The 17,753-nt window shown below is 69.4% G+C and carries 15 protein-coding genes; 7 read left to right on the forward strand and 8 right to left on the reverse strand.

Translation table 11 applies throughout. The features are described from left to right. Positions 1-10 precede the first annotated feature (10 nt). Positions 11-637 (forward strand): EF-hand domain-containing protein, encoded by a 627-nt coding sequence (locus CQW49_RS25085; RefSeq protein WP_004448173.1) that lies wholly within the window; start codon positions 11-13, stop codon positions 635-637. 5 nt (positions 638-642) lie between these two features. Here the strand turns inward: CQW49_RS25085 and CQW49_RS09090 are convergent, their stop codons facing one another. Next, positions 643-1,527 (reverse strand): pepsin/retropepsin-like aspartic protease family protein, encoded by an 885-nt coding sequence (locus CQW49_RS09090; protein ID WP_004448172.1) that lies wholly within the window; start codon positions 1,525-1,527, stop codon positions 643-645. Between the two features lie 171 nt (positions 1,528-1,698). Between CQW49_RS09090 and CQW49_RS09095 the strand changes: the two genes are divergently transcribed. From CQW49_RS09095 to CQW49_RS09110, 4 genes are all read left to right on the forward strand, one after another. Continuing rightward, positions 1,699-2,022 (forward strand): hypothetical protein, encoded by a 324-nt coding sequence (locus CQW49_RS09095; protein ID WP_004448171.1) that lies wholly within the window; start codon positions 1,699-1,701, stop codon positions 2,020-2,022. A gap of 217 nt (positions 2,023-2,239) precedes the next feature. Further along, on the forward strand, positions 2,240-2,947 hold the full coding sequence (gene lexA, locus CQW49_RS09100) for a transcriptional repressor LexA (RefSeq protein ID WP_004448170.1): 708 nt from the start codon (positions 2,240-2,242) through the stop codon (positions 2,945-2,947). 125 nt (positions 2,948-3,072) lie between these two features. Beyond that, positions 3,073-4,977 carry an AsmA family protein gene (locus CQW49_RS09105; RefSeq protein ID WP_004448168.1) on the forward strand — a complete coding sequence of 635 codons (1,905 nt, stop codon included), beginning with the start codon at positions 3,073-3,075 and terminating at the stop codon, positions 4,975-4,977. A gap of 73 nt (positions 4,978-5,050) precedes the next feature. Continuing rightward, positions 5,051-6,430, forward strand: a complete 1,380-nt coding sequence (locus tag CQW49_RS09110; protein ID WP_004448166.1) for a class II 3-deoxy-7-phosphoheptulonate synthase — start codon at positions 5,051-5,053, stop codon at positions 6,428-6,430. 3 nt (positions 6,431-6,433) lie between these two features. Here CQW49_RS09110 and CQW49_RS09115 read toward each other — a convergent pair whose 3' ends face one another. The 3 genes from CQW49_RS09115 to CQW49_RS09125 are packed head-to-tail and all read right to left on the reverse strand — an operon-like array spanning position 6,434 to position 8,765. Then, positions 6,434-7,306: an alpha/beta hydrolase fold domain-containing protein gene (locus CQW49_RS09115; protein WP_004448165.1), complete on the reverse strand. Its 873-nt coding sequence runs from the start codon at positions 7,304-7,306 to the stop codon at positions 6,434-6,436. Between the two features lie 2 nt (positions 7,307-7,308). Further along, the gene (locus tag CQW49_RS09120) at positions 7,309-8,166 is read right to left on the reverse strand and encodes a tetratricopeptide repeat protein (RefSeq protein WP_004448163.1); all 858 of its coding nucleotides are present in this window, start codon (positions 8,164-8,166) and stop codon (positions 7,309-7,311) included. After that, entirely contained in the window at positions 8,163-8,765 is a 603-nt protein-coding gene (locus CQW49_RS09125) for a thiamine phosphate synthase (protein WP_004448160.1), read from the reverse strand. The genes CQW49_RS09120 and CQW49_RS09125 overlap by 4 nt, the downstream gene beginning before the upstream one ends. Before the next feature lie 196 nt (positions 8,766-8,961). On the opposite strand from CQW49_RS09125, the gene CQW49_RS09130 reads away from it, so the two are divergent. Further along, complete coding sequence (locus CQW49_RS09130) at positions 8,962-10,284, forward strand: glycosyltransferase family 4 protein (protein ID WP_024749820.1); 1,323 nt, start codon at positions 8,962-8,964, stop codon at positions 10,282-10,284. A 145-nt stretch (positions 10,285-10,429) separates the two neighbouring features. Here CQW49_RS09130 and mdoH read toward each other — a convergent pair whose 3' ends face one another. Together mdoH and CQW49_RS09140 are read right to left on the reverse strand one after the other, a co-directional pair. Then, the gene (gene mdoH / locus CQW49_RS09135; RefSeq protein WP_004448157.1) at positions 10,430-12,637 is read right to left on the reverse strand and encodes a glucans biosynthesis glucosyltransferase MdoH; all 2,208 of its coding nucleotides are present in this window, start codon (positions 12,635-12,637) and stop codon (positions 10,430-10,432) included. Further along, positions 12,625-14,163 (reverse strand): OpgD/OpgG family glucan biosynthesis protein, encoded by a 1,539-nt coding sequence (locus CQW49_RS09140; protein WP_004448154.1) that lies wholly within the window; start codon positions 14,161-14,163, stop codon positions 12,625-12,627. The genes mdoH and CQW49_RS09140 overlap by 13 nt, the downstream gene beginning before the upstream one ends. Positions 14,164-14,381: 218 nt before the next feature. Here CQW49_RS09140 and glmU point away from each other — a divergent pair, with 218 nt between their 5' ends. Next, the gene (gene glmU, locus CQW49_RS09145; RefSeq protein WP_024749819.1) at positions 14,382-15,752 is read left to right on the forward strand and encodes a bifunctional UDP-N-acetylglucosamine diphosphorylase/glucosamine-1-phosphate N-acetyltransferase GlmU; all 1,371 of its coding nucleotides are present in this window, start codon (positions 14,382-14,384) and stop codon (positions 15,750-15,752) included. 22 nt (positions 15,753-15,774) lie between these two features. Here the strand turns inward: glmU and CQW49_RS09150 are convergent, their stop codons facing one another. Next, positions 15,775-16,947: a site-specific DNA-methyltransferase gene (locus tag CQW49_RS09150; protein ID WP_004448152.1), complete on the reverse strand. Its 1,173-nt coding sequence runs from the start codon at positions 16,945-16,947 to the stop codon at positions 15,775-15,777. Positions 16,948-17,123: 176 nt separating this feature from the next. Then, positions 17,124-17,726: a ribonuclease HII gene (locus CQW49_RS09155; RefSeq protein ID WP_004448151.1), complete on the reverse strand. Its 603-nt coding sequence runs from the start codon at positions 17,724-17,726 to the stop codon at positions 17,124-17,126. Between the last annotated feature and the right edge of the window lie 27 nt (positions 17,727-17,753).

The following is a 17,753-nucleotide window of genomic DNA, read 5'->3' on the forward strand; positions in this document are numbered from 1 at the left end:
AGGTGTCGAAATGCAGCATCTGCGTCGCGTCGGTCTCGCATTCGCCTTTGCGGCGCTCGCGTCAGCGACCTCGTTCGCCCAGCAGCGGCCGCCCGGCGGCTTTCCGGGCGGCGCAGGAGGAGGCGGGCCAGGAGGAGGCCGCGGGCCCGGGCCGCAGGGCGAGGACGCCGTTCTCGCCACCGCGAGCGAATGGGGCGGGGCGCAGGGCGTGTACACCTGCGAGCAATGGCGGCAATATCTGCAGCGTATGTATAATGTCGCCGACAAGCGCCGCCGCGGCTATTTCGACGCGCAGGACTTCGAGAGAATGCGGCGCATCAGTCCGGTGTTCCGCAGCGCGACCTTCGATTATTTCGACATGTCCGGCAAAGGCCGCGTGACGAAAGCCGAGTTCCTCGCCTTTCCGAGCCCCTTCTTCCAGCGCTACGATAAGCGAGGAACCTGCCGCGTCCAGCAAGAGGAGCTCGCGCGCGCGAGCTCCGGAGGTTCTGGCGGTCAGCGGCCATCCGATGGCGACGCCGGCTTTCCCGGCCATTCTCGCGGCGGCGGCTATGGCGGTGGTGGTTATGGCGGCGGCGGCGGTGGGTTCGGCGGCGGTTATGGCGGCGGAATGGGCGGCGGCGGTTTCGGCCGCTGACGCGCTCAGCGCCGATCCGCACGCCATTTCGGCGCCTCCGGCGCGGTGAAATCGAACGTCCACAGGAACGGCCGCAGCGCGTTGACGCCGAGAATGAGCGGCGCGTCGCGGCCGAGAACGCCGCGCAGCGAGCCGAAATCATAAGCGATCACATAAAGATCGCGCAGCGTTCGGCCGGCGCCGAAATCGATTTCCGCGACCTTGTAGAGCTTGGCGGAAAGCGCCGCCCCGCCGGCGTCGCGCGCATGGGCTTGCTCATGCACGGGCCTGAACAGCGATCTGTGCCGCTCCACGAAACGGCGGTCGACGGCCGACAGCTCCGCCCCACTGTCGATCAAGCCAGCCAGCTTCGCGCGGCCGAGCCGCGCCTCGACGCCGACGAGCCGCCCGTCCGGCCCGAGCCGGCGCGCCGGCGCGAGCGGGCCCGCAGCGCCTGGAAAGGCCATTCGCCGCCCATCGACATCGAGAGTGAAGCGGGCGTTGTGGAAGAAATCGAGCCCGAGCAGATCGTCGCCGGCCCCGTCCTCGCAGCGCGTCACCACATATTTCGCCCGTCCGATATTGTTCCCCTGCTCGGCTACGAGCTGCACATTCTGCGCCTCGACGTCCGCGCATCGCGTGACCGCGCCCGACGCCGATTCGGACCGGCTCTGGCCGACCAGCGGAAGCTCCGCATTCCAGGGCGCGGCGCGCAGCCGCGTGCTGGAGGCGCCGGTGTCGAGACGCATGGGCCCCTGCACATTGCCGAAACGCGCCGCGACATGGATGCGGCCGCCGCCATGCTCGCCATCGGTCACGTCGAGGGCGACGACGGAGCCTTCGGCGAACGCCGCGCGGCTCGGCGCGAGCAGGCAGGCGAGCGCGGCGATGAGGGAGCGGAAACGAATCATCGAGTATCCTTCGGGCGCTGGACCTCGCCAGTCTCCGCTATTTCGGCGCGTCCGCAAACCGGCGCCGAACCGGCCTTCGGCGTCGCGCGACGGTCACGTTTTCGCCTTGCAATTCAGCTTGAGATGAGCCAAGCGCGCGGCGCGCTCTGAAAGATCACCGGAGACGAATCGATGAGAATGAGACTGGCAGGACCACTCGCGGGCGCTCTCGCGCTCGCCTTCGCGGCCTCTGCGACGACGCCCGCCGCGGCAGGCGATCCGGGCGCGGCGATCGCCGCCGGCATCGGCGGCTTCGCGCTCGGCGCGCTCGCCGGAAGCTCCGCCCGCCCTGCGCCGCCGCCGCCGCCGCCGGCCTATTACGGCGCCCCTGCCTATTATCCCGCCCCCGCTTACGAGGAGGCGCCGCCGCCCTATCGCTGCTGGCGCGAGCGTCGCCCGGTGTATGATGAATATGGCGTCGTCATCGGCTCGCGCCGCGTCCGCGTCTGCGAGTGACGAAAACGCGTCGGCCGACCGCGAGCGATCCGGAGCCGCTCCCGGATCGCCCCTCCTCGCGGAGGCTCGGCTCGAGCCGAGCAGAAAATTCAAGGCGCAATTTCTCGGCTCCCTTGCGGAACGCACCGCGAACGCATAGAGTGACGTTCATGATTTGTTTATGAACGCGCATCACTATGCGCCGCGCCACGGTTCGGCGCCACGGGGGCTCCTCGCAATGCTGACCAAGAAACAAAGCGACCTTCTGCGCTTCATCCACGAGCGTCTGAAGGAGACCGGCGTGCCGCCTTCCTTCGACGAGATGAAGGACGCGCTGGATCTGCGCTCGAAGTCGGGCATTCATCGGCTGATCCTCGCTCTCGAGGAGCGCGGCTTCATCCGCCGCCTGCCCAACCGCGCCCGCGCGCTGGAAGTGCTGCGACTGCCCGAATCGGCGACGCCGCGCGCCGCCGCCCGCGGCGGCAAGTTCTCTCCCTCGGTCATCGAGGGAGCGCTCGGCCGCGTCCGTCCGATGGCCGAGCGCGCCGAGAGCGAGGTCGATCAGCAGGTCGCCGTGCCGGTGATGGGCCGCATCGCCGCCGGCACGCCGATCTCGGCGCTGCAGAACCGCAGCCACACCATCTCCCTGCCGCCCGATCTGCTCGGCGGCGGCGAGCATTTCGCGCTCGAAGTGCGCGGCGATTCGATGATCGACGCCGGCATTCTGGACGGCGACATCGTCGTCGTGAAGAAGCAGGACAGCGCCGACACCGGCGACATCGTCGTCGCCCTCATCGACGACGAGGAGGCGACGCTGAAGCGGCTGCGCAAGCGCGGCGCCTCGATCGCGCTGGAGGCCGCCAATCCTGCTTATGAGACGCGCATCTTCGGACCCGACCGCGTGCGCATCCAGGGCCGCCTGGTCAGCCTGCTGCGCAAATACTGACGCAGCCGCCGCAGCGGCGCCGCCACGATCTCGCCGCCCTTTTTCGCCATCGTCCGAGCTTCGAGAAACGGCGCGCCGTCGCTGTTCGCGCCGCGCGCGGCTCATCACTCGGTCTGGACGGGATCATGTCGCATTCGACCAGCCTTTCGCGCGAGCTCGATCGTCTGAGGACAGGCCTGCACCGCGGACGGCTCGCTCTGCTGGGGCTCTCGCGCGGCTGGATCGCGGCGATGCTCGCCGCCGCCGTCCTCGCGCTCGCCGCGGCGATCGCGCCCTGGACCTTCTCGACCGGCGCCATGCTCGAGGAGATCGCCGGACAGATCGAGGCCTCTTCGGGATTGCGCGCCGCGGCCAAAGGCCGCTCGACCTTCTCGCTGCTGCCCAGGCCGCATATTGCGATAGACGACGTCGCCTTCGCCGATCCGAGCTTCGCTCTCACCATCGAGGCGGAGCGGCTGCGCGGCAATGTCCGTCTGCTGCCGCTGCTGACGGGTCGGCTGGAGCTCGCCAACGCCGAGCTGCTGCGTCCGCGCATCCGCATCGCGCTCGACCGCAAGCCGATGACCGCGAGCGGCGCCGCGGCGCGCGCCGCCGCCGCGCGGCCGTCGACGCCGGAGGCCGAGACGGCCGATCGCGCCCCGCTCGGCTCCGTGGCCATCCTGTCCGGCGCCGTCGCCGTCGTCTTCGAGGACGGGCGCGAGGAACGGATCGATATGATCGACGCCACGCTCGATTGGAGCTCTGTCGGCGCGCCGGCCACGCTCGACGCCGCCTTCTCCTGGCGCGGCGAGCGGCCGCGGGCGATGCTGTGGTTTCAAAAGCCGGGCGCGCTCCTGCGCGGCGAGGCCTCGCCGATGATGATGAGGATCGACTCCGTCAGCCTACGGATGGAGGCGGATGGCGTCGCTCAGAGCGGGCCCAAGCCGCGCTTCACCGGCCGCCTCTCGGCCTCCTCCCCGTCCTTGCGCGATGCGCTGCGGCTCGCCGACGTCTCGGCGCCCCTGCCCGGCCGGTTCGAGAATGTGCAGATCGCCGCCAAGGCGAGCGTCGGGCTGCGCGACTTCCAGCTCTCCGACCTGCATTTTTCCGCCGACGAGAATGATTTCGAGGGTGTCTTCGGACTGCGCCACGACGGCGACCGGCCGATCCTGCACGGCACGCTCGCCAGCAGCTTCGTCTCCCTGAAGCCGATGATCGCCGACGCTCCCGCGCTCATCGGACCGGACGGCCAGTGGAGCCGCGAGCCTTTCGTGCTGCCGGACATCAAAGGCGCCGATGTCGATCTACGGCTTTCGGCGGCGCGGGCCCGTCTGCTGCGGCTCAATATGGAGGATGCAGCGATCTCGCTGATGCTGCGCGCCGGCCGCATCGAGGTCGCGCTCACCGAGGCGCAGGCCTATAAGGGAACGATCAAGGGTCGGGTCACGCTCGCCGCCAATGCGGCCGGGGTGCTGGAGCTGCACGCCAATGCGCAGACGCAGGCGGTCGACGCCGGCGCGCTCGCATGGGATCTCGCCGCGCGGCCCGACCTCGGCGGCAATCTCGACGCCAACATCGTGCTCGACGCCGCCGGCGACAGCCCTGCGGAGATGATGCGCGCGCTCGACGGGCGCGCCAGCCTCGTCTTGAACGAAGGCGAGGTCGGCGGCATCGATCTCGAGCGGGCGCTACGGCGCGCCGACAAGCGCCCACTATCCAGCGCGCTCGACATTCGTTCCGGACATACTCTGGTCGACCGCGCCGGCGCGACGATCAAGATCTCCAAAGGCGCCGCCGCAATCGAGGACGGCGAGGCCCATGGTCCGGGCTTTTCTCTCGCATTCGCAGGCTCGGCCCGCATCCCCGAGCGCGGTCTCGCGATCAAGGCCGAGGCGCGCGAGGCGGACGCCGCCGGCGCGCCACGCGACAATGGCGTGCAGCTCGGCTTCGAGCTCTCAGGCGCCTGGGACGAGCCCTCTTTCGCGCTCGACGCCGCGGCGCTGATCAAGCGCTCCGGCGCCGCCGCGCCGCTGCTGCCGCGGGAACGCTGAGCGCTCGCCTCCGGCGTCCGGCTCCTGTATAGATCGAGGGCGGGCGCTGGGCGCCGCGTGGGAGCAACGAGCCGTGACCAATTGGACGCCGGGAAGTTGGCGGGAAAAGCCGATCGAGCAGACGCCGGTCTATGCGGATCAGGCGGCGCTCGCCGATGTCGAGCGCCAGCTCGCCGGCTTTCCGCCTCTCGTCTTCGCCGGCGAGGCCCGCAGCCTGAAGCGCTCGCTCGCCGAGGTCGCCGCGGGACGCGCCTTCCTGCTGCAGGGCGGCGACTGCGCCGAGAGCTTCAGCGAGCATTCGGCCGACAACATCCGCGATTTCTTCCGCGTCTTCCTGCAAATGGCGGTGGTGCTCACTTACGCCGCGGCGTCGCCCGTGGTGAAAATCGGGCGCATCGCCGGGCAATTCGCCAAGCCGCGCTCGGCGCCGATGGAGAAGCAGGGCGATCTCGAGCTGCCGAGCTATCGCGGCGACATCATCAACGATATCGAGTTCACCGCCGCGGCGCGCCGGCCGGACCCGCAGCGCCAGCTGATGGCCTATCGCCAGTCGGCGGCGACGCTGAACCTCATTCGCGCTTTCGCCACCGGCGGCTACGCCAATCTCGAGAATGCGCATCGCTGGATGCTCGGCTTCGTGCGCAACAGCCCGCTGTCGGAGCGCTATTCGCAGCTCGCCGACCATATCAGCGAGACCTTGGGCTTCATGCGCGCCATCGGGCTCGACCCCGAGCATCATCCGGAGCTGCGGCAGACACAATTCTACACCTCTCATGAAGCGCTGCTGCTCGGCTATGAGCAGGCGCTGACCCGCGTCGACTCGCTCGAGGGCGGCTCCTTCGCGACCTCCGGCCATTTCCTGTGGATCGGCGACCGCACCCGCCAGCCGGACGGCGCCCATATCGAATACATCCGCGGCATTCAAAATCCCGTCGGCCTCAAATGCGGCCCGAGCTTGAAGCCCGACGCGCTGCTGCGCCTCATCGACGCGATCGATCCGCAGAACGAGCCGGGCCGGCTGACCCTGATCTGCCGCTTCGGCGCCGACAAGGCGGCCGAGGCGCTGCCGACGCTGCTGCGCGCCGTCTCGCGCGAGGGGCGCAATGTGGTGTGGTGCTGCGATCCCATGCATGGCAACACGATCAGCGCCGGCGGCCGCAAGACGCGGCCGTTCGACCGCGTGATGTCGGAGATCCGCAGCTTCTTCGAGGCCCATCGCGCCGAGGGGACCTACGCCGGCGGCATTCATCTCGAGATGACCGGCCAAGACGTCACCGAATGCATGGGCGGCGCGCGCGATATTTCCGAAACCGAGCTGCACAGGCGCTATGACACGACCTGCGACCCGCGCCTCAACGCCGAGCAGGCGATCGAGGTCGCTTTCCTCGTGGCCGAGCTGCTGAAGACCGAGCGCCTCGCCCGCGACGCCCGCAATCAGGCGGCGGCGGAGTAAAAGTCAGCGTTCCGAATGTGCGGCGAGAAATCCCGCCGCTGCGGCGAGCGAGCGGCGCGCCTCGGGCATGAAGGCGGCGCCCATCTGCCAGCCATGCGGGACGACCGGCCAGATCGTCAGCCGCGCATCGACGCCCGCCGCTAGGGCGCGCTCGGCGAGCCGACACGAATCGTCGAGCAGCAGCTCGTCGGCGCCCACATGCAGCAGCAGCGGCGGCAATCCCGCGAGCTCCCCATGGAGCGGCGAGGCGAGCGGGTCGCGCATGCTGGCGCGGCCGAGATATTGGCGCGCGGCGAGCTTCAAGGCGCGGCGCGTGAAGATCGGGTCCTTCTCCTCGTTTGCGCGGATCGAGGCGCCAGTCGCGGCAAGATCGGCCCAGGGCGAGAATAGCGCCAGAGCGCGAGGGAGCGGCGCGCCGCTCGCGCGGAGCCGCAGCGCGAGCGCGAGGGCGAGGCCGCCACCAGCCGAATCGCCGGCGAGCAAAATCCGCCCCCGCTCGCGCGCGATCGCCTCATAGGCCGCGGCGACATCGTCGAGGGCGGCCGGAAACACATGCTCCGGCGCCAGCCGATAGGCCGGCGCGAAAACATCGAAGCCCGCGCGCGCGAAAAAGCCGGTGAGCGGCCGGGCCCCGCGCGGCGAGCCGGCGAAAAAGGCGCCGCCATGCAGATAGAGCAGCGTCGCGATCGGCGCGCCGCTGGCGCGCGTCCATTCGCCGGGAAGCCGCGGGTCCGGCTCCCGCCGCGCTTTGTCCGGCCAGGGCCAACGCATGTCGAGCGCCCGCGCCGCGGCGTCGAGACCGAGCTCGCCGGAGAGGCGCGGACGCAGGCGCCGGCGCAGAAAGGCGCGCGCGAGATGCGCCGCGAGGCTGGCCATCGCTATTTCGCCGCGAGCCCCTGCAGCAGCGCGTCGAGCTTGGCGTCGACGAGTCCCGCCGAACGGGCGCGATTGTTCCAGCGCGCCGCCTCGATGAGATCCTTCTCGACGCCTACGCCCTCGGCGAGCAGCCGGGCGAGGCGATTTTGGGCGACGGCGTTACCGGCCTCGGCGGCGCGGCGCAGCAGCTTCACCGCGTCGGCGCGGTCGCGCGCGACGCCGGCGCCATTGAACTCCAGGATCGCGAGCTCGACCATAGCGGCCGAATGGGCGGACGCCACGGCGCGGCGCAGCCATTGCGCCGCCTCCCCCGCATCCTGGCCGACGCCGCGGCCGCTCTTGTAGAGGAGGCCGAGCGCATAGGCGGCGTCGGCGTCGTCGAGCGCGGCGGCGCGGCGGAAAAAGCCGATGGCGCGAGGGAAGTCGGGCGCGCCGCCGTCATTCTCGAGCGCCAGTTCGCCGAGCAGATTGAGCGCCGCCGGATGGTTCTGCGCGGCCGCCTTCTCGAGATAGAAGCGGGCGTTGCCGCGATCCTTGGGCGTGTCGCGCCCGGTCAGCGTCGCCGCGCCGAAGAGATAGGCGGCGTCCTTGCCGCCGGCGTCGGCGGCGCGACGAAACCAGCGCATCGCCTCGGCCGGATCGCGCGCGACGCCGGCGCCGTCGAGATGCAGCCGGCCGATCAGGGTGAGGGCGGCGGCGTCCTTGGGATCGGCGGTAAGGCGCTTTCTCGCCTCGCCCATGGCGGCGACGTAATCGCCGCGCTGAAAGGCGCCGAAGGCGAGATCGGGTCCGGACGGCGCTTGCGCATGAGCGGCGCCGGCCGTCAGCGCGCAGAGCAGAGCGGCGACAACGGCTCTCATCGGGCGACGTCCTCCGCAGCGATGCGCGCGGCGGCCTCGCGCAGCGCTGCGGCCGGGCCGCGCGGATCGCTCCACGCCGCTTCGCCGATCATCACGAATTCGGCGCCGGTGGCGGCCAGCGGCCCGACCTCCTCGAGCCGGCGGGCGAGGGCGACGCAGGGCGTCTCGAAAATCTCCGCCCACCAGGCGGCCCGCTCCAGCGTCTCGTCGAAATCGCCGTCGAACAGCAGATAATCGGCGCCGGCCTCGCCCGCGCGCATGGCGTCGTCGCGCGTCTCGAGGCCGCCGACGCCGACGATGAAATCCGGATGCAGGCGCTTCAGCTCGGCGGCGAGGCGCTTGTCGCCATAGGAAAAGTGCAGGCCATCCGCCCCGCAGCGGGCGACGCGCTCGCTCTCGCCCTCGAGCAGAAGGGCGATGTCACGCGGCTGGGCCAGCGCGGCGACGGCGCGAACGGCCTCGTCCGACGCTCCCTCGCCAAGCCGCAGCAGCAGGCTCGCGACCTCGGCCGCGTCCAGCGCCTCGCGCAGCGCGGGCAGGAAAGGATCGACGGCCGTGAGAAGCGGCGTCGCGAGATAGAGTCGGGCGGGCTCGGACATGGCTCTTCCTTAATCGCGCGCGCGGCGGGATTCAAACCGGGCCGAACGCTTAATTCTCACCTTTCTCGCCGTCGTCACACGCAGTGCGCGAGACGCGAAAGCAAGGGCCGGGACTTGAAAGTGCGAGCGTCGCGCTTACGCCGGCTTAAGCCCTCATCCGCCAAACTCGGCGCGCAACCTCTTTTCGGAGTCCGCCATGGCCGCCCCTCGTCCGACCGTCGTCATCTGCGTCGATCACGCCTTCGTCTCCGGCGGCCAGGCGAAGGTGGCGATCGAGAGCGCGCTCGGGCTCGCCGCCCATGGCGCGCGGCCAATTCTATTCGCCGCCGCCGCGCCCGTCGACGAGCGCCTGACCAAGGCCGGCGTCGAAATGGTCTGCCTCGATCAGCATGACCTCCTCGGCAATCCCTCGCGCGCCGCCGCCGCCGTGCAGGGAACTTGGAATCTCGCCGCGGCCCGCGCGCTCGCCGATCTGTTGGCGCGGCTGCCACGGGACGAGACGATCGTGCATGTTCATGGCTGGGCCAAGGCGCTGTCGCCTTCCATCGCCGCGCCGATCCGCGCCTCCGGCCTGCCGGCGCTCTACACACTGCACGAATATTTCCTGTTCTGTCCCAATGGCGGCTTTTATGATTATCAGACCAATGAGGTCTGCCATCGCACGCCGCTGTCGCCCTCCTGCTGGGCGACCCATTGCGACAGCCGCAATTATCCGCGCAAGCTGTGGCGCAACGCCCGGCTCACCGTGGCGCAGCGCCTCGCGCGGCTGCCAGAGATTTTCTCGGACTATGTCTGCATCTCCGATTATCAGCAGCAGATCGTCGGCCCCTATCTGCCCAAGCGCGCGCGGCTGCACCGTGTCTCCAATCCGATCGATTGCGAGAACCTCGGGCGCAAGAGCGATCCGGCCACGGGCGATGTGATTTTCGTCGGGCGGCTCTCGGCCGAGAAGGGCGCCTTTCTGTTCGCCGAGGCGGCGGCGCGCGCCGGTCTGCGGCCGGCGTTCATCGGCGACGGGCCGATCGCCGATGAATTGCGGACGCGCTATCCGCAAGCCCGCTTTCTCGGCTGGCTGCCGCCGGATCGCGTGCGCGCCGAGATGCGCGCGGCGCGGGCGCTGGCGTTCCCCTCGCTCTGGTACGAGGGCCAGCCGCTCACCGTGCTGGAGGCCAAGGCCATGGGCACGCCGATCGTCGTCTCCGACATTTGCGCCGGCCGCGAGGAGGTCGAGGATGGCGTCGGCGGCCTCTGGTTTTCGAGCGGAGACGTCGACTCGCTGGAGGCGGCGCTGCTTCGGCTGAAGGACGACGCGCTGGTCGCGCGGCTCTCCGACGGCGCCTATGACGCCTTCTGGCGCGATCCGCCGACGCTGGACCGGCATGTGGAGCGCATTCTCGCGGTCTATGCCGAGGTGAGAGAGCGCAAGCGGGTCGAGAGGCGAGAAGAATGTTTGCAGAAAATGGCGCTTCCTTCTCCCGCTTTGCGGGAGAAGGTGGCCTCGCGCAGCGAGGTCGGATGAGGGTCCCCGCCGAAAAGCCGCTTCGAATTCAAGGCTGAATGCTGAGCTGCCGCGCAATCCTGCGAGGCCCTCATCCGACCCGGCTTCGCCGGGCCACCTTCTCCCGCGAGCGGGAGAAGGGTGCGCGTCACCAGTCGGCTAAACTTCAACCCGCCGCCGACTCTCCCGGCTTCGGGCGGCTCGGCAGGCGGGCCAGCATGCCGAGCAGGGCGCGGTCGCTGAGCACCACCAGACGCTCGCGGCGGTCGAGCCATTCCACCGCCTCCTCCAAAGTCTCGGCGTCGGCGAGCTTGCCTTCGGCCATGGCGCGATCGGCGGAAATCTGGCCGCGCACGCGCGGCGGGCGAGCCGGCAGCCAGTCCTCGTGCAGCGCGCGAAGATCCGGATCGGCGTGGAGGGCGATGAGGCCATTCACCTCGTCCTGGCCGCCGCGGGCGAGCAGGCGGTGCAGCGCCCGGCCGCGCCGCGCGATCGGCGGCGTCGTCGTCTCCTCCGGCGTCACCAGCACGCCGGCGCGGCGGAACACGAGGCCGAGCCAGCGCTGGCCGGTGATCCAGGAGATGAAGATCGCCAGAATGAGGCCGGCGATGGTCGGCGACATCCAGGCGACGAGCGAAGGCGAGATCATGAGGCCGGCGACCAGGGTCAAGAGGCCGAGCGCGACATGCCATTGGTGGCGCTTGACGATGAATTTGAACGGCACCGAGCCGTCGTCGCGCCGCTGCGGGTCCCAGCCAGTGTCGAAGCCGAACAAAATATGGAAGACATGTCCGGTCTGGATCAGCATCATGATCGGCGCCAGCAGCGCCGACATCAGCACCTCGAACAGGGTCGAGACCAGCAGCATCAGCACGCCGCCGGAGCCACGCCGCGTCTCCTTGTCGACCATCGCCAATATGAGGCCGAAGCCCTTGGGCGCGAGCAGAATGGCCATGGTCAGCGCGAACAGCGCCAGCGAGCGCTCGGCGTCGAAGCGCGGCCATACCGGAAACAGCGTGAACTGCGAGGTGAAATACTCCGGCCGGAAATAGCTCGCCTGGAAAACGAGCGCGATGCCGACCAGCAGCTGGCAGAGCCACAGCGGCGAGGTGAGATAGCCGAAGATGCCGGTGAGGAAATGCTGGCGCGAGGCCCAATGGAAGCCGCGCGCCCAGAGCACTCGCGAATGCTGCAGATTGCCCTGGCACCAGCGCCGGTCGCGGATCGAGAGGTCGATCAGCGACGGCGGGCTCTCCTCATAGGAGCCGCCCAGCGTCGGCATCATATAGACGGCGTAGCCGGCGCGGCGGATCAGCGCCGCCTCGACGAAGTCGTGGCTGAGGATGTGCCCGCCGAAGGGCGGACGGCCCTTCAGATCCGGCAAGCCGCAGTGATGCGCGAAGGCCTCGGTGCGGATGATCGCGTTATGGCCCCAATAATTGCCGTCGCGCCCCATCCATTGCGACAGGCCGGCGGCGATGACGGGCCCATAGATTCGGGCGGCGAACTGCTGAACGCGCGCGAACAGAGTGTTGCGGTTGATGATCAGCGGCAGCGTCTGGATGATGCCGGCGTCCGGGTCCGCCTCCATCGCCGCGGCGAGGCGCAGGATCGTCTCGCCCGCCATCAGGCTGTCGGCGTCTAGCACCACCATTTGCGGATAGGCGCCGCCCCAGCGGGTGACGAAATCGGCGATATTGCCGGCCTTGCGACTGATATTCTTCTCGCGCCGGCGATAATAGACCCGCGCCTTGGGCCCGAGCCGGCGGCGCATCGCGACGAAGGCCCGCTCCTCGGCGATCCAAATGTCGGGATTGGTGGTGTCGGAGAGGAAGAACCAGTCGAAATGGTCGCCGAGGCCGGTCGCCTCGACATCCTGCAGAATCGCCTGCAGCGCGCCGAAGACGCGGCTCGGCGCTTCGTTGTAGATCGGCATCACCACTGCGGTGCGGGATTGCAGCCGCTCCGGCGCGGGCGGCGGCCGGCGCGACACGAGCAAAGTGAAGAAGCCGACGACGGCGCTGGCGAAGGCGAGCGCGATCCAGGAGAAGTTGAGGACGAACAGCGCCAGCAGCGCCCATTTCAGCGTCGTGACGCCGCCGACGTCGATGACGCCATACATCTCGAGGCCGCCATAGACGGTGAGCGCCAGCCCGCCGCCGAAGGCGACGAGCCGCGAGATCCAGGGCGTGTAGCGCAGCTCCGGAGCGGCGAGGCGCCGGCGTTCGCGCGCGGCGAAGCGCCAGAGCTTCTGCGTCGGCATGTCGAGCCGCTGTTCCGGCGGCGTCGGCGGAGCGGCGGCCGGATCGGCGAGGCGGGGCGCGTCCTCGGGCGGCGGGAGCGGCTCGGCGAGTGTGAGGGCTAGAGCGTCCATCGGTAGAGCCAGGTTTCGCTGAGCGTTTCGTCCCCGGAGCGGAGCACGAGGCGCATTTCGCAGAAGGTTTCGCCCGCAGGGTCGACATCGAAGACGACGCGGCAGGTTTTCGCCTGCGGGTTGACGAAAGTCCGAATATTGGTCGCCGCTCCGGGCGAGGTGGTCAAGTCCGCCCGGAGATTGGCCACACGCTGCGGATCGGCCAGAGCCTCGCCCATGAACACGACGATAAAACGGCGCATCTTGGGGTAAGGCGAGCGACCGCCCCGCGCCGTCGCGGCGATGGCGAGCGGCGGACGCGCCGGCGGCGCCCAGCACCAGAACTGCCGATAGGCGTAGGTCGCCTCCTTGCCGGTCACGAGCGGCTGCTTGGGCCGCCAATAAGCGACGATATTGGCGTTGACCTCGGATTCGGACGGGATCTCGACGAGCTGCACCGATCCCTCCCCCCAGTCGCCGATCGGCTCCATCCACAGCGAGGGCCGCCGCTCCCAATGCTGCACATCGTCCTGATAGGCGGCGATGTCGCGCTCGCGCATCAGAAAGCCGAGCCCCTTGGGGTTGGCGTCGACAAAGGCCGATATTTGTAATGTGTCGCGGTTGGAGACCGGGCGCCACAGCCATTCGTCTTTTCCGGTCAGCATTTGCAGACCATTGGTTTCGGCCACGGCCGGCCGCACATCGTCGGTGCGGCGATTGTCGAGCGGCGTGAACAGCGAGGAGGCCGCGGCGCCGGCGAGGCCGAGATGGTCGATCGCGGCGCGTGGAATCAGCGTCAGCTCGGCGTCGATCAGCGTCGCCTCGCCCGGACGCAGCGTGAAGCGATAGGCGCCGACGACGCTCTGCGACTCGAGCAGGGCGTGGATGACGAGGGCGTTGTCGGCGAGGGTGGGCTTCTCGATCCAGAATATGCGGAAGGCCGGAAACTCCTCGCCGCGCGGATCGGCGGTGCGGATGGAGAGGCCGCGCGCCGTGACGCCCAGCGTCTGCCCGCGCGCCACCGCCCGATAGAAGCTCGCGCCCTGGAACAGAGCGAGCTCGGTGTCGCCGCCGTCCTCGCGGCGGCCGATGACGCGAAAGCCGGAGAAGCCGATGTCCGGAACCTTGTCGCCGACCTTGACGCCGCCATAGTCGAATTTCGTCTGGTCATAGGCGATGCGTCGCGCGAGATTGTCCTCTACGACATAGAGCTCGACCGGCGCCGTGAAAATGAAGCCGCGATGCAGCGGCTCGATCGAAAAGCCGCGATTCTCGCCGCTCCATATCGCCGCCCCGGGTCGCGTCTTGACGCCGACATATTGCTCATAGCTGAGATTGGCGAAGGGCTCGCGCAGGTCGCTCGGCGGCGGAGCGAAGGGCCGTTTGGCGACGGCGCGGGCGATGTCGAGCACGGTGTCGCGGTTGAACGGGGCGGGACCGCCCGGCGGCGGGGCGGCGGGCGCGGGTTGAGCCTGGCCGCGCCCCGGTCCGACGCTCGCGGCGAGCGTGGTCAGGGCGGCTTTCAAGACGTCTCTGCGTTCGAGCATTGCGAGGCCGGAACCGGGGCTGGCGGAAGGGAAAACTGCAGGAAGCGCGCGCGCCAGACGGGTATACCCGAAAGATCGCCGTTCGGAATGCGATTCTTTGATCTTTGGTTGCGTGATTGAAAGGGTTGCGGACTAGTTCATCGAATCGCCGCCGGGAGAGCCCCCGAGTGGCCTCGAACCCGCGAGCCTGGAGGCTCGCCAGCAAGAGCGCGGAGCCCATGACTGAACAGAATCGATCGCCCGCCCGGCGCGCTCTCGCGGTGATTCTCGCCGCTGGCGAGGGAACGCGCATGAAATCGCGCCGTCCCAAGGTGCTGCACGAGGTGGCGGGGCGCTCCATGCTCGCCCATGTGCTCGCCGCGGTCGGGGCGGCGGAAGTGGAAGCGGCCGCGGTCGTCGTCGGCGCCGGGCGCGAGGACGTCGCCGGCGAGGCTCGGCGCCTCTGCCCGGGGGCGCGGAGCTTCGTGCAGGAGCGGCAGCTCGGCACCGCCCATGCGGTGCTGGCGGCGCGCGAGGCCATCGCCGAGGGCTATGACGATCTCATCGTGCTGTTCGCGGACACGCCGCTCGTGTCGCCGGCGACCATCGCCGCGCTGCGCCGGAGTCTCGCCGAGGGCGCGGGCGTCGCCGTTCTCGCCTTCGAGGCGGCGACCCCCTACGGCTATGGGCGCATCCTTCGCGACGGCGAGGGCGGCGTGCGCGCCATTCGCGAGGAGAAGGACGCCAGCGAGGAGGAGCGGCGCGTCACGCTCTGCAACGCCGGATTAATGGCGATCGACGGCGCGAGCGCGCTCGCTCTGATGGAAGGCGTCGGCTCCGACAACGCCCAGGGCGAGTTCTATCTGACCGATGTCGTCGAGCGCGCCGTGGCGGCCGGCCTGCCGACAAGGGTCGTCCTCGCGGCGGAGGAGGAGGTGCTCGGGGTCAATGACCGGGTCCAGCTCGCCCGCGCCGAGCAGATCGCGCAGCAGCGGCTGCGTCGCGCCGCCATGCTCGGCGGAGCGACGCTGATCGCGCCCGAGACGGTGTTTCTCTCCTTCGACACACAGCTCGGCCGTGATGTGACGATCGAGCCCCATGTGGTGATCGGCCCGGGCGTCGCCATCGGCGACGGGGCGACGATTCACGCCTTTTCCCATCTCGAGGGCGCGAGCGTCGGCGCCGGGGCGCAGATCGGCCCCTATGCCCGACTGCGGCCGGGGGCGCGGCTCGCGGCCGCGGCCAAGATCGGCAATTTCGTCGAGATCAAGGCCGCCGACATCGGCGAGGGCGCGAAGGTCAATCATTTGAGCTATATCGGCGACGCCATTGTGGGCGCGCACGCCAATATCGGCGCCGGCGTCATCACCTGCAATTACGACGGCTTCTTCAAATATCGCACGACGATCGGGGCGAACGCCTTCGTCGGCTCCAATTCGTCGCTGGTGGCGCCGGTGGCGATCGGCGACGGCGCCTATGTCGGCTCCGGCTCGGTGATCACCAGGGACGTCGGCGTCGACGCGCTGGCCGTGGCGCGCGGGCGGCAGATGGAAAAGGGCGGCTGGGCCAGCGCGTTTCGGGCGCGGCAATCGGAGAAGAAGAAGGGCTAGCGGGAGGGCGGCTCCAGGCGCGCTATTCGGCCGCGGCGGCGAGGCTGGCGCGGGCGATCGTGCGCAAGTCGTCGATCGGAGCAAGCGCGCCGCCTCCGCTCTCGAAATGCCAGAAGGTCCAGCCATTGCAGGCGGGCAGGCCCTGCGCCAGCGCGCCGATCTTATGGATCGAGCCGACGATCTGGCCGAGCGCCAGCGCGCCGTCGGGGCGGACCATCGCCCGGTGGCGGCCATGGAGGTCCGTCAGCATCGCGCCCGCCGCGACGAGGCCCGACTCCACCAGGCTAGCGAAGGCGATGCGCGGCGCCGAACGTTTGGTCGGCGCCGCGGCGATGGCCTCGTCCGGCAAAGGCTCGATCGCCGCGATGCGCTCGCGCGCCGCGGCGGCGTAGGCGGGGTCGCGCTCGAGGCCGAGGTAGTCACGGCCGAGCCGCTTGGCGACGGCGCCGGTGGTGCCGCTGCCGAAAAACGGGTCGAGCACCAGATCGCCGGGATTGGAAGCGGCGAGCATCACGCGCGCGAGTAGGGCCTCGGGCTTCTGCGTCGGATGGGTCTTGCGGCCGGCCGCGTCCTTGAGGCGCTCGCCGCCGGTGCAGATCGGCAGCAGCCAGTCGGAGCGCATCTGGCAATCCTCATTGCCGGCCTTGAGCGCCTCGTAATGGAACGTATAGGAGCGGCAGGAGGAATCGCGGGCCGCCCAGATCAGCGTCTCATGGGCGTTGGTGAAGCGGCGGCCGCGGAAGTTCGGCATCGGATTGGTCTTGCGCCAGACGATGTCGTTGAGAATCCAGAAGCCCAGATCCTGCATCATGGCGCCGACGCGGAAGATATTGTGATAGGAGCCGATCACGAAGATCGTCGCATTGGGCTTCATGACGCGGCGCGCGGCCGCGAGCCAATCGCGGGTGAAGGAATCATAGGCCGAGAAATCGGCGAATTTGTCCCAATCGTCGTCGACCGCGTCGACGCGGCTCTGGTCCGGCCGCGTCAGGGCGTTGGCGAGCTGGAGATTATAGGGCGGATCGGCGAAGACGAGATCGACGCTCTCGGCGGGCAGTCCCGCCATGAGCGGGACATTGTCGCCGAGAAGAACAGAGTTGCGCGGCGCGTGAGGCGACCGAAAGCTCGATGACCCAGTACTCGTGACCTTCAGCTGGGACTGGGAGCGGATCGCCCCGACGCGCGCGCTACTCATGGACTCGACACCGGCTACGCAACCAACGTCGTCACATTGCCCCGAGCCGGGTAAAAAGCAGGTTTAGGAGGGGCGCGCGGCGCTGTGTCTTTTCCGCACGGCTAAGTTAACAAAATCATCTGTTTACGAGCTATTTACCCGAGTATGGGCGCAGCTTTGCGCAACCGTGGGACGAGCTATTTGCGCCGCATCGGCGAAAAGCTCGTGCGGTGGTGCGGGGTCGGCCCGAGCGCCGCTATGGCGGCGAGATGCTCCTTTGTCCCATAGCCCGCGTTGGCGGCGAAGCCATAGGCCGGATAGAGCTCGGCGAGGCGGCGCATCTGGCGGTCGCGCATCACCTTGGCGACGATCGAGGCGGCGGCGATCGACAGGCAGGAGGCGTCGCCCTTGACGATCGCCTCGGCCGGGCAGGCGAGACTCGGCGGATCATTGCCGTCGATCAGCGCATGGCGCGGGGCGAGCGAGAGCGCGGCGACCGCCCGCGCCATGGCGGCGAGCGTCGCCTGCCGGATGTTCATCGCGTCGATCTCCTCGGCGCTGACGAAGGCGACGCCGATGGCGAGCGCGCTCGCGGCGATGCGCTCGAAGGCGGCGGCGCGCGCCTCGGCGGTGAGCGCTTTCGAATCGTCGACGCCTTCCGGCAGCCGGCGCGGATCGAGAATCACCGCCGCCGCCGCCACCGGGCCGGCCAGCGGCCCCCTGCCCGCCTCGTCCACGCCCGCGACCGGCCACAATCCATCGCGCAGCAGGCGCGTCTCTAGGCGGAAATGCGGAGGCATGACGTCTCGGTTCTTCGGTAGAGGTAC

The organism is Methylosinus trichosporium OB3b (assembly GCF_002752655.1).
Taxonomy (GTDB): domain Bacteria; phylum Pseudomonadota; class Alphaproteobacteria; order Rhizobiales; family Beijerinckiaceae; genus Methylosinus; species Methylosinus trichosporium.